Here is a 14,511-nt window from a genome sequence, read left to right as displayed (position 1 = left end):
CGTTCCGGCGCATTCGGGGTGCTTGAACGCGCCCCGGATCGTGCCCATATTGCTGCTCAAGGGGTGCCGTCAGGGCCCTGATACATCAAAGTCGCTTCGAGAGGACTTTGTAAACCATGTCTCGTGTTCCTTCGCTCTCCAGTCCGTTCCTGCTGGGCTTCGACGAGATCGAGCGCGTGCTCGACCGCGTCGTCAAAGGTGCCGACGGTTATCCGCCCTACAATATCGAGCGGTTCGAGCGCACCAATGGCCAGCCCGAGCGTCTGCGGATCACGCTGGCGGTGGCGGGTTTTACCCGCGACCAACTCGATGTCACCATTGAGGAAAACCAGCTCGTCATCCGCGGCCGGCAGCAGGACGACAAGACCAGGCAATACATTCATCGCGGCATCGCCGCGCGCCACTTCCAGCGCACCTTCGTGCTGGCGGAGGGAATGCATGTGCTCGGTGCGGACCTGAAGAACGGGTTGTTGTCGGTCGATCTGGCCAGGCCGGAGCCTGAGCGGATCGTTAAGACAATCGCTATCAATGAACACGAATAATGGTTTGATGGAACGAGTAGCGGACTCGACCGCTTGAGTCTCAGAAGGAGTCGAGACCATGACTGAAGGTAATGTCGCGTCGGAATCCCCCGTCTCCCTGGAGTCACTGGCGACCCTGGGCGAGGGCCACATCGCTTATGTGAAGCAGATCCGCTCCGAGGACGTACCGGGACTGTTTCCGCAGGCGCCGCACATCGCGCCGGGACTGAAGCTGTTCGCCTTGCATGCCGCCGACGGCACGCCGATCATGCTTACCGACAGCCGCGAAGCAGCGATTGCGAATGCGTGGAGCCACGAACTCCAGGCCGTGAGCGTCCACTGACGCAAAGGCCGAGCCGCAGCGCTTGCAGCGACCGCTCTCGTGAGACTCGATGCTCATGAGGAGCACGCGGCTCATGGACTGACACGAGGGCGGTCCCCGGAAACGGGGACGGCCCGTTTTTCTGCCCGGAACGATCGCCGCGCATGACCTTGCTGACAACACCCATGAGCGCGGCCGGGCTGCGTGCAGATCCTGCGCTCGCGGACGCACTGCTCGCGCTCAACAACGCGCATGCCTCCGAGCTGTCGTGGCTCACGCCCGAAACGTTCATGCAGCTGCTCGATCAGGCATGGCGAGCCTGGCGGATTGGCGAGGCCGATGCGCTGATGATCGCGCTGGACCACGCCGCCGCCTATGACAATCCCAATCACCGCTGGTTTCGCGCGCGCTACGATCGGTTCATCTATGTCGACCGCATCGTGGTGGCGCCGGCCGCCCGCGGCCGGGGCCTGGCGCGGCAGCTCTATGAGGAGCTGATTCGGGAAGCGACCGCGGCGGGCCACGACCGCATCGTCTGCGAGGTCAATCTGGATCCGCCCAATCCGCAGTCGGACGCGTTTCATGCTGCGCTCGGCTTCGCGCCGCTGGCGGCGGCCAGCATCCATGGCGGCGCCAAGACGGTGCGCTACATGGCGAGATCATTGCGATAGCCGGGAAGGACGAAGCGGCTGCCGAAGTGCTTTTGAGAAATTTGTTTCCGTCGATGTCCGTAACGGTCGATTTGACAACCAGATACAATCCGACCCGGTTTAAGGCGAAGGTGTCCAATCCTTAAGTTGTCCCTGTTGCGGCACGCGCTAGTCCGCTGTGTGACGAGCATGTGTAGGGATGGCAAATGCATGGATCACGGCTTGATGCAGGCGTCTTTCGAGAACTTGCACTCGGGACCCTACCGAACCGGCACGTCTTTCTTGACAGTCCTCCGCCGGGGCCGAGCCCTTACTACGTCATCTGCAACAGCGTGCCGAAAGCGGGGACGTACCTGCTGGTCGAACTCGTCAGAGCGCTGGGCGGTCATGTCGATGTCGGCTATCACACCTACACGTCATCGATCAGCAAGCTGAATCCCGACGGTTCGCTCGACTACGGACGCGCGCTTCCGGCCCCGCTCTGGGCGTCGGCCCTGCGCTCCGGCTACTCCTGCGCCTCGCACACCGAGTATTGTCCCTATCTCGAGCAATATCTCCTGGGCAGACCGGAACACAAGATGCTGTTCATCGTCCGCGACCCCCGCGACATCGTCGTGAGCTGGGTCGACTTCGTCTACCACTCGGCGGCCTACCCGAAGATGCGGAAGTGGAACGCCTATCTGCGGTCGGCCGGATCGGCCGCTCACCCCGACGACGCCTCCCGAATCACATCGACCCTCCTCTCTTTGCCCCGATCGGGCATCAAGAAGTTCATGAGCTGGCTGGACTCGCCAGCCTGCCTGACCGTGAAGTTCGAAGAGCTCTATTCAGAGCTCGCGATCGACGACGTGGCGCGGTCGTCGTTTCCTGTCCTTAACCGCATCTGCGACTACCTGGGACTTCCGCGCAAGACGGCCGCGGAGCTCGACGTGCTCGGCCGCGGCCTGACGTCGTCGGGACGCGGCCGGAAGGTCGGCATCTACAAGGAGCGAATGATGCCGCATCATTTCGACCTGCTCCGCAGCGAGGCATTCCAGGAGCTCGTCGTCGAGTTCGGCTACGAGCCGACGCCGTTGCCCACGTGCGCTCGGACGAACGGGCTCGGGGCCGCGCGGAGGCTCGTCAGCAGGCTTTCTCGGTCGTTGCAGGGCGGCGCGATACGACGTCAGGCCGCGGAAGCGGGCGGCAGCGCCAGCACCGAATAGATCGCCTGGGCGTCGCGCGAGGCGCGGAGCTTCTTGGCGACATCCTGGTCGCGGAGCAGGCGGGCGATCCGCGCCAGGGCCTTCAGATGGTCGGCACCGGCGCCTTCCGGCGCCAGCAGCAGGAACACGAGATCGACCGGCTGGCCGTCCATGGCTTCGAAATCGATCGGCCGCTCCAGCCGGGCGAACAGGCCGAACAGCTTCTCCAGCTTCGGCAGCTTGCCGTGGGGAATCGCGACGCCGTAGCCGACGGCCGTGGTTCCGAGCTTCTCCCGCTGCAGCAGGACTTCGAACACGTTGCGCTCGTTCTGCCCGGTCAGCGCAGCCGCGCGCGCTGCCAGCTCCTGCAGCGCCTGCTTCTTACTGATGACCTTCAAAGCCGGCACGATCGCCTCGGGTGCGACCAGATCGGTAATCGGCATAGGGCGTTCCGAGGTGATTGAACCGTCAGGGTGCGAAATAGGTCGGGACAGACCGGCGTCAAGAAGCTGAGGCGGCAGGCGGGCTTAACCCGTGTCCGATGGGTGGGGCTTCTACCCCAACGCAACGGCCGTGCCAACACCCGCAAGCGTGTTCCCGCAGCCTATCCTTAAAGATCGCCGGAGCGTGGCGGCCTGAAGGCGCCAGCGCCCCAACCGCTTGATCGCATCTGTTCATTGCCGTGGCGTGACGTCGCAACCGGTCGGCCAACCGCCTGATCGGGAACCGGTTTTCGCGCCGCCGGAAGATCCCTGGAACGCATCCGCGGGACTACGGCTTCACCGCCGGCGGATCGACCCAGCCGATATTTCCGTCGGCGCGGCGGTAGATGATGTTCACCCGGCCGCTGGAGCCGTGCTGAAACACCATGCAGGGTGCCCCCGAAAGATCGAGCTCCATCACGGCTTCGGACACCGACAGGCGCTTCAACGCCGTGGTGTTCTCGGCGATGATCACCGGGCTGTAGCCGGTGATCTCCTCGTCGCCCTCGGCCGGCGCCTCGATCACGTAGCTCGGCGCATCCAGCACCGCGCCGTCGAGATTGGCGAGCGCTGCATTGGCGGCATGGGATTTGCGCCCCGAGCGGTCCTTCAGCCGGCTCTTGTAGCGGCGTAGGCGCTTCTCGATCATCAAGAGCGCCTGGTCGGCGCTGGCATAGGCGTCCGGCGCGTTCGATTCGGCCTCGAGCGTGATGCCCGAATCGAGGTGCAGCGCGCAATCGGTCTTGAACCCGAAACCGTCCTTGGAGAGCGTGACATGGCCGGAATAGTTGCCGTCGAAGTATTTTCGCAAGACCTCGTCGGTGCGCTCGCTGACGCGCCCACGCAGCGCTTCGCTGACGCTGATGCTCTTTCCGGAAATCCGCAGGGTCATGTGCCGCCTCGATTCATGTGAACCAAGTATGACACTAAGCCTATTTGGTGAAGGCGCAATCTTGCGCAGCGGTCAAACTGACGCGGTATCCCGGGTGCGGTCGGCGCTGGCGGGGGCCGAGAGGGCATGCGCCAGCATGCTCTGCTTATCGCGGCGGCGCTGCACCGAGGACGGGATCCGCATCGCCTCCCGGTATTTCGCGACCGTGCGGCGGGCGATGTCGATGCCCGCGGCGCGCAGCTTCTCGACGATCGTATCATCGGAGAGAATTGCGGAGGGATCTTCCGCATCGATCAGTTGCTTGATGTGGTGACGCACGGCCTCTGCCGAATGCGCCTCGCCGCCATCGGCCGATGCGATCGAGGCGGTGAAGAAATATTTCAGCTCGAACGTGCCGCGATTGGTCGCCATGTATTTGTTGGCGGTAACGCGCGACACGGTCGATTCGTGCATCTGGATCGCATCCGCAACGGCCTTCAAGTTGAGCGGACGCAGATGCGCGACACCATGGGTGAAGAAGCCGTCCTGCTGGCGCACGATCTCGGTCGCCACTTTCAGGATCGTGCGGGCGCGCTGATCGAGCGCGCGCACCAGCCACGTCGCGTTCTGCAGGCAGTCGGTGAAGTAGGACTTGTCGCCGTCCTTTCGGATCGTCTTCGACAGCTCGGAGTAATAGACCTGATTCACGAGGACGCGCGGCAGCGTGTCGCTGTTGAGCTCGACCAGCCAGCCGCCGTCGGGACCGGGACGGACGTAGACGTCGGGCACCATGGTCTGCGTGCGCGTGGTGCCGAACTTCAGCCCCGGCTTCGGATCGAGCCTGCGGATCTCGCCGATCATGTCGACGAGGTCCTCGTCGTCGACGGCGCACAACTTGCGAAGGGCAACGAAGTCGCGCTTCGCCAGCAGATCGAGATGCTCGACCAGCGCCTGCATCGCCGGGTCATAGCGGTCGAGCTCGCGCAGCTGGATCGCGAGACATTCGCTCAAGTTGCGCGCGCAGATGCCCGGCGGATCGAAGGTCTGCAGCACGCCGAGCACGGCATCGACGTCGGCCTGCTCGGCGCCGAGGCGGTCGGCGGCCTGGCCGAGGTCGGCCGGCAGATAGCCGGCCTCGTCGACGAGATCGATCAGGTACTGGCCGATCATGCGGTCCGCCGGCGCGGTGAAGGCCACCGCCGCCTGCTCGGCGAGATGATCCGACAGCGTGGTCTCGGCCGCGACAAAGGCTTCGAGATTGTAGTCCTCGTCACCGGAGGCGCCGCCACCCCATTCGGTGTAAGTGGTCGGCGCTGCGTCCTGCGCGGTGCGCGCGGCGGCCTCAGCCGGCTCCTCGGAGAACACGTTGTCGAGCCCGGTGTCGAGCGTCTGTTCGATCTCCGTACGGGTGCCGAGATCGCGGCTCATCCAGTCTTCCTGGGCGCCCTCGAAGCTCTCGCCGCCGCCGCTCGCGCCCTCGCCGAAATCGTCGCCGTTGGCTTCGCTGCCTTCCGAGAACTCGGCGCGCTCGGACATCTGCTGCTCGCCGGCGACCGGCGCTTCCGGACCGTCGCTCGCGCGCTCCAGCAGCGGATTGCGCTCCAGCTCCTCTTCGACGAACGTGGAGAGGTCGAGATTGGACAGTTGCAGCAGCTTGATCGCCTGCATCAGCTGCGGCGTCATCACCAGCGACTGCGACTGGCGGAATTCTAATCTCTGCGTCAACGCCATGGGAGCAAGAACATTCCCTTACTGGTCCAATTCTTGCTTATCCTAATCCGCGCACGATGTACACGGCTTGACGAATAAGAAAAACGGAGTATGGCGCGCGGAGAAGACGAGGTTACCGGCCATCGCGAACCTGCTGGAAACAACGTCAATCGTAGCGTTTCCGCCTGATGTCGCGCAGACGACAAAAGCCGACAAGCACCGCGTCGGCAATCCTACAGCCGGAATTCCTCACCGAGATACAGCCGGCGCACGTCGGGATCGGCGACGATCTCCTCCGGGCTGCCTTCGGTGAGAATCTGCCCAGCATAGACGATGTAGGCGCGGTCGGTGAGGCCGAGCGTCTCGCGGACGTTGTGGTCGGTGATGAGCACGCCGATGCCGCGGTTGGTGAGATGGCGCACCAGCTGCTGAATGTCGCCGACCGCGATCGGATCGATGCCGGCGAACGGCTCGTCGAGCAGCATGTAGTTCGGGCGCGTCGCCAGCGCGCGCGCGATCTCGACGCGGCGGCGCTCGCCGCCGGACAGCGCGATCGACGGCGACTTGCGCAGCCGCGTGATGGTGAATTCTTCCAGCAGCGCGTCGAGCTCGCGCTCGCGCTTCTTGCGCGACGGCTCGACCACTTCGAGCACGGCGCGGATGTTCTGCTCGACGGTGAGGCCGCGGAAGATCGAGGCCTCCTGCGGCAGGTAGCCGATGCCGAGCCGCGCGCGCTGATACATCGGCAGCCGCGTGACGTCATGGCCATCGAGCTCGATGGCGCCGCGATCGGCCTTGATCAGGCCGGTGATCATGTAGAACACGGTGGTCTTGCCGGCGCCGTTCGGCCCGAGCAGGCCGACGGCCTCGCCGCGGCGGACATAGATCGACACGCCGCGCACGACCTGGCGGCTGCCAAAGCTCTTCTCGATCGAGTGCACGGCGAGGAAGCCCGGCCGGCGCAGCAGTTGCGGACCGCCCCCCGCGCCATTGTTGCGCGGCTTGGCTGGCATCGGCTGCGAGGCCGGCCGCTTGCGCTGGATCTGCTCGGTGTTCTGCGGCGAGCGCGGATTGATGCGTGGCACCGTTTCATCGCGCACGGAGTCGGCGAGCGCGGCGAGCGGATCATCGCTGTAGGAATTGCCGAACGGATCGTCCATGGCCGTGATGTCGTCGCGCCGGCGCGAGGAGCCTCGCTGGCCGCGCTTGGCGGGACGCCCACGAAACATGCCGAGTAGATCCACCATCCCCGCTTCGCTTACGCCCTTCGAGGCTGCCCGTCATCGACCGCAGCGCTGGCTCGCCCGCCCACCGCGAGCGAACGCATCTCACCTCTCGCGGATCACAGGGAGCGCGAGGCCGGCCAAAGCGCGGGAGGCCGCGCTCCGGAGTTCGTCGTCTGACGGCGAAGTCGCGGTCGCCCCACGCAGGCGACCGATCGCAAGATCGCAATCGTGTCCGGCATCACTCTTTCGCAGCCACGCAACGGGTTCCACGGCCTCCCGTTGCATCGGTCCTGCGACAGAACCGCCCGCTCGCTAGATAGAGGCAGCAGCGGCGCGGTTCAACTGGGCCGCCGGTGTTTTGCTAAATAATTGAAGTCACTTCGATTTGCCTGGACCGAGCTGCAGCGGCCCGGCGCCGCCCGGCGCCGAGGCCGTCGACGGGCCGCAGCCGCCGCCCGCGCCCGCGCCCGCCTGCGGCAGCAGCACCTGCACCCCGCGCCCGCTGTCCGACTCGACCCGCGACACGCCGGTCGTCATGTCGACCGTCAGCCGGTCGCCGCGCATCACGTTCTTGCACTGGGTCAGCACCACGCCGCCCTGCATCGAGATCATGTTGGTCTTGGTGTCGTAGACCGCGGTCTCGCCGGTCACGACCTGGTCCTTCTGCGTCACCTTGACGTCGCCGCGCGCCTCGAGACGGCGAATCGCCGAGCTGCCATCCGGCCCTGGCGTCGCAGCCGGCGTCGCCTTGGTCGCCTTGGCGCCGCCCTGCTGGGCGCCGCCGTCGTAGAACACCACCAGCGACTTCGAGGTCATGGTGGTATCGCCCTGCACGACCTTGACGTTGCCGGTGAAGGTCGCCTCCTTCTTCTTGTCGCGCATCTCGAGCGCAGCGGCCTCGATCTGGATCGGCTGGTCGCGGTTCTGGGAAAATCCCTGCAGCGCGTTCGGAACACCGGTGGTCGCGCTCTGCGCCTGCGATGAGTCGGCAAGCGCGAGCAACGCCAGCGCGGCGAAGCCGGCGCCGCGAATCGCTACGGGAATGAAACGACACGTCGTCATGAGCTCACTTCACGTTGCGGGCCGGACGGCCGGGATCGGCGCTCGCCGTCGTGGCCGGAGCGGCATTCATGTTGTCGAGGTTCATCATCACATTGCCCTCGAAGCGGATGACCTCGCCATTGTCGGTGATGCGCAGGCGGTCGGCAGAAAGCGTACCGTTGGTGAGCTTGACGTCGACGCGCTCGTCCGAGCTCACGGTGCCCTTGGCCATGTCGACCGAGGCGCGGCTCAGACGCGCCTCGTAGCCCGTCGACGTCGTCAGCAGGATGTCCTTCGTCAGCTCTAGCTGCTGCTGCTTGGTGTCGAACACGCCGGTATTCGCCTTCAAGGTCACCGTCGACTGATCCTCCATCAGCACCTTGGCGCGGAGGATGTTGAGCTCGACGTGATCGGGATCGGTGAGGTCCTGCACCGCGCTCCGGGCGACGAGATCATACGGCCGCTGGTCCGGGGTGAAGCCGGTCAGATGCGGCGTCTCCATCGTGATCTTGCGGCCGGAGATGACGAGGTTGCCGGTGAGATTCGGGGTGTTGATCTCCATGTGGAACGGATTGAACAGCGCGATGCCGATCACGACCGCCATCGCCAGTCCCACCGCCGCCGGCACCGCGACCCGCAGCACGCGCACGAAGCGGCTGTGGCGCGCCGCGACCGCGAAGCGCGCCTGCAGGGTGGGATCATAGGCGGGGTTGTGGACCGAGTTCACCAGGGCTCCGACGGACACGGGATGCGCGCGAAACAGCACCCATCCTACCATGGGGGGCCCCACCATTGCAGCCTGGAACTGGCGCTAAATCGCGACGCAGGGGCCTCGCGATCATTACGAGACATTAATGATCGTGAACGCGGCTGCGATTCGCCCCCCTCAGGAATGCGCGAAGATGTCCTCAGCCTCGAATCCGCCCAGATCGAGCGTCGCCCGGTGCGGCAGGAACGCGAAGCAGGCCTGCGCCAACGCCAGCCGCCCTTCGCGCGCCAGCATCCCGTCGAGCTTTTCGCGCAGCGCATGCAGATGCAGCACGTCGGAGGCAGCATAAGCGAGCTGCGGCTCGCTGAGCTGCTCGGCGCCCCAGTCGCTCGACTGCTGCTGCTTGGAGAGATCGACATTGAGCAGCTCGCGCACGAGGTCCTTGAGACCATGGCGGTCGGTATAGGTGCGCGCCAGCCGCGAGGCGATCTTGGTGCAATAGACCGGCTGCGGCATCACCCCGAACGCGTGAAACAGCGCCGCGACGTCGAAGCGCGCGAAGTGGAAGATTTTGGTGATGTCCGGGTTGCCGAGCAGCGCCTTCAGGTTCGGCGCATCGGTGTGCCCCTTGGGGATCTGCACCACGTCGGCCGAGCCGTCGCCGGGCGACAGCTGCACCACGCACAGCCGGTCGCGGTGCGGATTGAGCCCCATGGTCTCGGTGTCGATCGCCACCGAGGTGGTGTAGCGGGAAAGATCGGGCAGGTCGCCGCGGTGCAGGCGTACGGTCATGGCTCTCAAAACCTCGTCGAATCGAAATCGGACGCGACGGGCCGGAGCAACGCCGCGGGAAGCGCTCGGGAACCGGCTGTAGCCCGGCGCTGGTAACCAACCGGCAAACCCGCCGGGCCGGTCCGGAGATCAGCCGTGGGAATGCCAGCCCCGCCGCCCGGGCGCAAGGGCCGGACAGGGCCAGGTGATCGCATCTGAGGTGGCGCCGGCAATGTCTCCGCGGCCGTTCGAGGCGGCGCCTTCGTCATTGAGGCGGTCGACCCGCTGGTTGCATCGCGCCAGATCGCACCCAATCGATCGATGCAACTCTTGCATTGATCGATGCCGCCTTTGGCTTGGACAGAAAATGCCACTGGCCGTACGCGTGATATTGTCGCATGACTTCGCATCTGGAGTGCAGCGACCCAAGGCGGCCTGCAGCATCTGCCCAACAACAACGACATAATCAATTGAGGAGGAAGCCAAGATGAAGGCACTTACAGGTATCATTGCGGCCGCTGTGCTGGCGGTCTCGTCGCCTTTGGCGACCGCGCGCGATTTCCGCTCCGCCGATGTGCACCCCGCCGATTATCCGACCGTCGAAGCCGTCAAGTTCATGGGCAAGCAGCTCGCAACCGCGAGCGGCGGCAAGCTTGGCGTCAAGGTGTTTCCGAACGGCGCCCTCGGCTCCGAGAAGGACACGATCGAGCAGCTCAAGATCGGCGCGCTCGACATGATGCGGATCAACTCGTCGCCGCTCAACAATTTCGTGCCGGAGACCGTCGCGCTGTGCCTGCCCTTCGTGTTCCGCGACACGCAGCATATGCGCAATGTCCTGGACGGGCCGATCGGCGATGAGATCCTGGCCGCCATGGAGCCCGCCGGCCTGGTCGGCCTGGCCTATTACGACAGCGGCGCGCGCTCGATCTACACGGTCAAGGCGCCGGTGAAGTCGCTCGCCGATCTCAAGGGCCTGAAGATTCGCGTCCAGCAGTCCGACCTCTGGGTCGGCATGATCCAGAGCCTCGGCGCCAACCCGACCCCGATGCCCTATGGCGAGGTCTACACCGCGCTCAAGACCGGCCTCGTCGACGCCGCCGAGAACAACTGGCCGTCCTACGAGTCCTCGCGTCACTTCGAGGCCGCCAAGTTCTACAACGTCACCGAGCACTCGCTGGCGCCCGAAGTCCTCGTGATGTCCAAGAAGGTCTGGGACACCTTGAGCAAGGAGGATCAGGCGATGATCCGCAAGGCGGCCAAGGACTCCGTGCCGGTCATGCGCAAGCTCTGGGACGAGCGCGAGCAGACCTCCCGCAAGGCCGTCGAGGCCGCCGGCGTCCAGGTCGTGACGATCGCCAACAAGCAGGAATTCGTCGACGCGATGAAGCCGGTGTACCAGAAGTTCGCCGGCGACGAGAAGCTCTCGAGCCTCGTCAAGCGCATCCAAGACACCAAGTAAGAACCACATAAAAATAGGGACCGGGTCCGGCGTCGCCGTGCGGCGGCACCGGACTCAGGCCAGGGAGGGCCGGGAATGACAGATCCTCATGTTGGAGACCACGAGCAGCAGGAGGGACGTCCGTCGACCGGCCTGCTCTCGCGGATCAACGCCGTCATCGCGCGCGTCGGCATGTATCTGTCCGTCGCCGGCCTGCTCGTCATCGTCACCATCGTCTTCTACCAGGTGTTCGGACGCTACGTTCTCAACTCCAGCCCGACCTGGACAGAGAATCTGGCGCTGGTCCTGATCCTCTATGTCACGCTGATCGGCGCCGCCGTCGGCGTTCGCGACGCCGGCCATATCGGCATGGACAGCCTCCTCGTGATGCTGCCGGATCATATGCGGGAAAAGATCGAGCTCGTCATCCACGTGCTGGTCGCGATGTTCGGCGTCGCGATGGCCTACAACGGCTGGATCCTCGGCGCCTCCGTGGGCACCGTGAAGATCGCCAATCTCGGCCTGCCCGAAGTCGTCCGCTACGTGCCGCTGATCGCTTCGGGAATCCTGATCGTCATGTTTTCCATCGAGCACATCATGGCTCTCTTGCGCGGCGAAGAGGTCGTCCCGTCATGGAACTGATCATTCTCGGCGTCACCTTCTTCGGCTTCCTGGTCCTCGGCGTTCCCGTTGCGTTTGCGATCGGCCTTTCGGCGATCTGCACCATCCTCTATGAAGGCCTGCCGGTTGCCGTCATCTTCCAGCAGATGATGTCGGGGATGAACATCTTCTCGTTCCTCGCCATCCCGTTCTTCGTCTTCAGCGGCGAGCTGATGCTGCATGGCGGCGTCGCCGACAAGATCGTGCAGCTCGCCAAGAATCTCGTCGGTCACATCCGCGGCGGGCTCGGCATGTCGAACGTCGTCGCCTGCACGCTGTTCGGCGGGGTCTCCGGCTCTCCCGTGGCCGACGTGTCGGCGATGGGCGCGGTGATGATCCCGATGATGAAGAAGGAAGGGTTCGACACCGACTACGCCGTCAACGTCACCACCCACGCCTCGCTGGTCGGCGCCCTGATGCCGACCAGCCACAACATGATCATCTATGCGCTCGCCGCCGGCGGCAAGGTGTCGATCGGCGCGCTGATCGCCGCCGGTCTTCTTCCGGCGCTCGTGCTGATGGTCTGCATGCTGGTCGCCGCCTACGCGGTCGCCGTGAAGCGCGGCTATCCCGCGGGCAAGTTTCCCGGCTGGGCGGAGGTGTTCCGCTCGTTCGCGGCGGCGCTGCCCGGCCTCTTGATCGTCGGCATCATCCTGGCGGGCATCCTGTCCGGCGTGTTCACGGCCACCGAGTCCGCGGCCGTCGCCGTCACCTACACGATCCTGCTGACGTTCTTCATCTACCGCACCATGACCCTGCAGAACTTCCTGCGGGCTGCCGCCAAGGCCGTCAAGACCACCGGCGTGGTGCTGCTGCTGATCGGCGTGTCCACGATGTTCCAGTACCTGATGGGACTCTACGAGGTCGCCGATTTCGCCGGCGATCTGATGAGCAAGGTCTCGACGCAGCCCTGGATGATCTTCCTGCTCATCAACATCATCCTGTTCCTGCTCGGCACGTTCATGGACATGGCGGCGACGATCCTGATCTGCACCCCGATCTTCCTGCCGATCGCGATGAAGGCCGGCATGGATCCGGTGCAGTTCGGCATGCTGATGCTGATCAACTGCGCGCTCGGCCTCAACACCCCGCCGGTCGGAACCACCCAGTTCGTCGGCTGCGCCATCGGCGGCATCTCGGTCGGCGCCGTCATGCGCACCATCCTGCCGTTCTACGCCGCGCTGATCGCCGCCCTGATGTTCGTGACCTACGTCCCCGCCTTCTCACTGTGGCTGCCGCGCCTGTTGATGGGCTACAAGGGATAGCTGGACTGGGCGGTCGTTGGCGTGACAGCCACATGCTCCGCTGTCGTCCCGGACAAGCCTGCCGACGCAACGCGTCGGCGGGCGCAGATCCGGGACCCATAACCACCGAACGGAGTGGGGCACGCGGAACGTGCCGACTGCCCATTTCAGACATCACGCGGTATGGGTCCCCGCGTTCGCGGGGACGACACCGGTTATGAGTGGAAGGGTCGCGTAAGAAATTCACTACGGGATTAAGTCGATCAAGGGCGCCGGCTTCTTGCTCCAGACATTTCGTCACCTTTAGCCTATGGCTGCTCTGGAAGGTCGACCCGGCAAACACCGACTCATCATCATAGATATTCGTGCCTTTGCTGGATCAAATTCGCGATATCTAGAGCATCACCACCAGCCTATGGTGTGGCCGACGCTGGCGGCGCCAGTGATAGCAGTGATCAGGGTGGCAACGGCCACAACAACCTTATTGAAGCTGTCGAACCTGTCGCGCGAGCTCATTTCCGATCTCTCCCGTATTGGGGCCAGTAGCGCTAACCGATGCAGGCGAGCGTCAACCGCTACGGTCGGCGCTGCAACGCACCAGTAATGTGCTGATCATCATGCGGAAGTTCGGGCCTAACGTCGGGCAGGTAAGAGTAGAAAGGGCCAGAAACCTAGTTTTTGCCTTTTATGGCTGCCCACAACTTGCGGGCACGCGGCCGCACGGTACTTTCATTGGCATTGTGGCCCTTGGCCGTGAGCCACGTAAGCATGACCTGTTCGATGTCAGCTTGCTTCTCTGGTTTCAGGTCGCCCTCGTATAGCTGTCGGCATATCTCGACCCATAGGTCATCCCACCACTCAGCCGGTGGACGACCGCCAGCTACGAGCGGAACAACTTCAGGCTTCACGGCTTCCACCGGCAAAATCTTCTCGATCGCGGCACGATCAAACTTCACGCCGTACGCAAAGATCTGAATCTTGCTATCCAGCCAAGTGGAAAAGTCGCCGGAATCCCATTGTTGTTTTAGCGCGATCTCTCCGTGAGCCCACCAAAACGCACGGGGAATGTCCCTATCCTCGAACTGCTTCTCATTTATTTGAAGGCGTTCAGCACGAGCACGGATAAGTCCATGGTTAGCTCGCTCACAGATCCGCCGCGTTGCGATCGAAAGTTGGAGGCTCTTTAACATCTGCAAGGCGCGACTTGCGCTGATCCATTCAATTTCATCGCTCTTTGGATTCTTATGTAATTCGTCCCACTCGTCGCTGAATCTCTTTAGATTACCGTATCCGTACGCTGATGCCATTGTTATCGCTCCCTGTGCGGCAGCAAAGCCTGGACCGTCACCTGCACCAGATGTGATCTACTTCAGAACTCCAACAACATTTCAATGATATCTGCGCAGCATGATCCCCGCCAGGTGCGGCGATTGATAAACACTTCGGCTACGGCTTCATCCCGCCAGGATTGTTGTGCAATCAACCCAGATTTCTGTCACGGCAGCCCCCCGAGGGACCGACGTTTGACGGCTGCGATAATGGTTTCGAGGACTACCTGTTTGAGGCAGCCCGTCGAGTTATTATGTCGCATGCTGAAACGTTGCGCCGTCGAGGCTGGGCAAGAACTCAGTGTTCACGGTAAGATTTGGGGGCATGACGAATCGGCCGTTCAAGAGCGGCGA

The 14,511-nt window shown here is 63.9% G+C and carries 15 protein-coding genes; 7 read left to right on the top strand and 8 right to left on the bottom strand.

Going from position 1 to position 14,511, the window contains the following annotated elements; genetic code table 11:
• The first annotated feature begins 116 nt into the window (after positions 1–116).
• The 4 genes from QX039_RS32590 (at position 117) to QX039_RS32575 (ending at position 2,698) form a co-directional block, all read left to right on the top strand.
• Positions 117–542, top strand: coding sequence for an Hsp20 family protein (locus tag QX039_RS32590; RefSeq protein WP_006613108.1), 426 nt, complete (start codon positions 117–119; stop codon positions 540–542).
• A gap of 58 nt (positions 543–600) precedes the next feature.
• Positions 601–864: a DUF1150 family protein gene (locus QX039_RS32585; RefSeq protein ID WP_009026315.1), complete on the top strand. Its 264-nt coding sequence runs from the start codon at positions 601–603 to the stop codon at positions 862–864.
• A gap of 143 nt (positions 865–1,007) precedes the next feature.
• Positions 1,008–1,514 carry a GNAT family N-acetyltransferase gene (locus QX039_RS32580; protein WP_315774173.1) on the top strand — a complete coding sequence of 169 codons (507 nt, stop codon included), beginning with the start codon at positions 1,008–1,010 and terminating at the stop codon, positions 1,512–1,514.
• Positions 1,515–1,825: 311 nt separating this feature from the next.
• Positions 1,826–2,698, top strand: a complete 873-nt coding sequence (locus QX039_RS32575) for a hypothetical protein (RefSeq protein WP_315774174.1) — start codon at positions 1,826–1,828, stop codon at positions 2,696–2,698.
• On the opposite strand, the gene ptsN is transcribed toward QX039_RS32575, so the two are convergent.
• The 7 genes from ptsN to QX039_RS32540 form a co-directional block, all read right to left on the bottom strand.
• Entirely contained in the window at positions 2,659–3,120 is a 462-nt protein-coding gene (ptsN, locus tag QX039_RS32570; protein WP_315716874.1) for a PTS IIA-like nitrogen regulatory protein PtsN, read from the bottom strand. The two genes, QX039_RS32575 and ptsN, sit on opposite strands and share 40 nt — an antisense overlap.
• A 328-nt stretch (positions 3,121–3,448) precedes the next feature.
• Positions 3,449–4,051: a ribosome hibernation-promoting factor, HPF/YfiA family gene (hpf, locus tag QX039_RS32565; protein ID WP_315741249.1), complete on the bottom strand. Its 603-nt coding sequence runs from the start codon at positions 4,049–4,051 to the stop codon at positions 3,449–3,451.
• A 72-nt stretch (positions 4,052–4,123) separates the two neighbouring features.
• The gene (gene rpoN / locus QX039_RS32560; RefSeq protein WP_315741250.1) at positions 4,124–5,761 is read right to left on the bottom strand and encodes an RNA polymerase factor sigma-54; all 1,638 of its coding nucleotides are present in this window, start codon (positions 5,759–5,761) and stop codon (positions 4,124–4,126) included.
• Between the two features lie 212 nt (positions 5,762–5,973).
• A complete protein-coding gene (lptB, locus tag QX039_RS32555) occupies positions 5,974–6,987 on the bottom strand; it encodes an LPS export ABC transporter ATP-binding protein (protein ID WP_315741251.1) in 1,014 nt (337 codons plus the stop codon).
• A 354-nt stretch (positions 6,988–7,341) separates the two neighbouring features.
• Positions 7,342–8,028: an LptA/OstA family protein gene (locus QX039_RS32550; RefSeq protein ID WP_315741252.1), complete on the bottom strand. Its 687-nt coding sequence runs from the start codon at positions 8,026–8,028 to the stop codon at positions 7,342–7,344.
• 4 nt (positions 8,029–8,032) lie between these two features.
• A complete protein-coding gene (gene lptC / locus QX039_RS32545; protein ID WP_315716868.1) occupies positions 8,033–8,734 on the bottom strand; it encodes an LPS export ABC transporter periplasmic protein LptC in 702 nt (233 codons plus the stop codon).
• A 159-nt stretch (positions 8,735–8,893) separates the two neighbouring features.
• Positions 8,894–9,508 carry a ribonuclease D gene (locus QX039_RS32540; protein WP_315741253.1) on the bottom strand — a complete coding sequence of 205 codons (615 nt, stop codon included), beginning with the start codon at positions 9,506–9,508 and terminating at the stop codon, positions 8,894–8,896.
• A 466-nt stretch (positions 9,509–9,974) separates the two neighbouring features.
• Here QX039_RS32540 and QX039_RS32535 point away from each other — a divergent pair, with 466 nt between their 5' ends.
• From QX039_RS32535 to QX039_RS32525, 3 genes are all read left to right on the top strand, one after another.
• Complete coding sequence (locus QX039_RS32535; protein WP_315741254.1) at positions 9,975–10,946, top strand: TRAP transporter substrate-binding protein; 972 nt, start codon at positions 9,975–9,977, stop codon at positions 10,944–10,946.
• A gap of 75 nt (positions 10,947–11,021) precedes the next feature.
• Complete coding sequence (locus QX039_RS32530; protein WP_315741255.1) at positions 11,022–11,567, top strand: TRAP transporter small permease; 546 nt, start codon at positions 11,022–11,024, stop codon at positions 11,565–11,567.
• Complete coding sequence (locus QX039_RS32525) at positions 11,558–12,850, top strand: TRAP transporter large permease (protein ID WP_315741256.1); 1,293 nt, start codon at positions 11,558–11,560, stop codon at positions 12,848–12,850. Before QX039_RS32530 ends, QX039_RS32525 begins: the two co-directional genes overlap by 10 nt.
• Positions 12,851–13,500: 650 nt before the next feature.
• Here QX039_RS32525 and QX039_RS32520 read toward each other — a convergent pair.
• Positions 13,501–14,136: a hypothetical protein gene (locus tag QX039_RS32520; protein ID WP_315741257.1), complete on the bottom strand. Its 636-nt coding sequence runs from the start codon at positions 14,134–14,136 to the stop codon at positions 13,501–13,503.
• Positions 14,137–14,511 lie beyond the last annotated feature (375 nt).

It is taken from the genome of Bradyrhizobium sp. SZCCHNR1043, assembly GCF_032489675.1.
In the GTDB taxonomy this organism is placed as follows: Bacteria; Pseudomonadota; Alphaproteobacteria; order Rhizobiales; family Xanthobacteraceae; genus Bradyrhizobium.
This window is presented reverse-complemented; position numbering and strand designations above follow the sequence as displayed.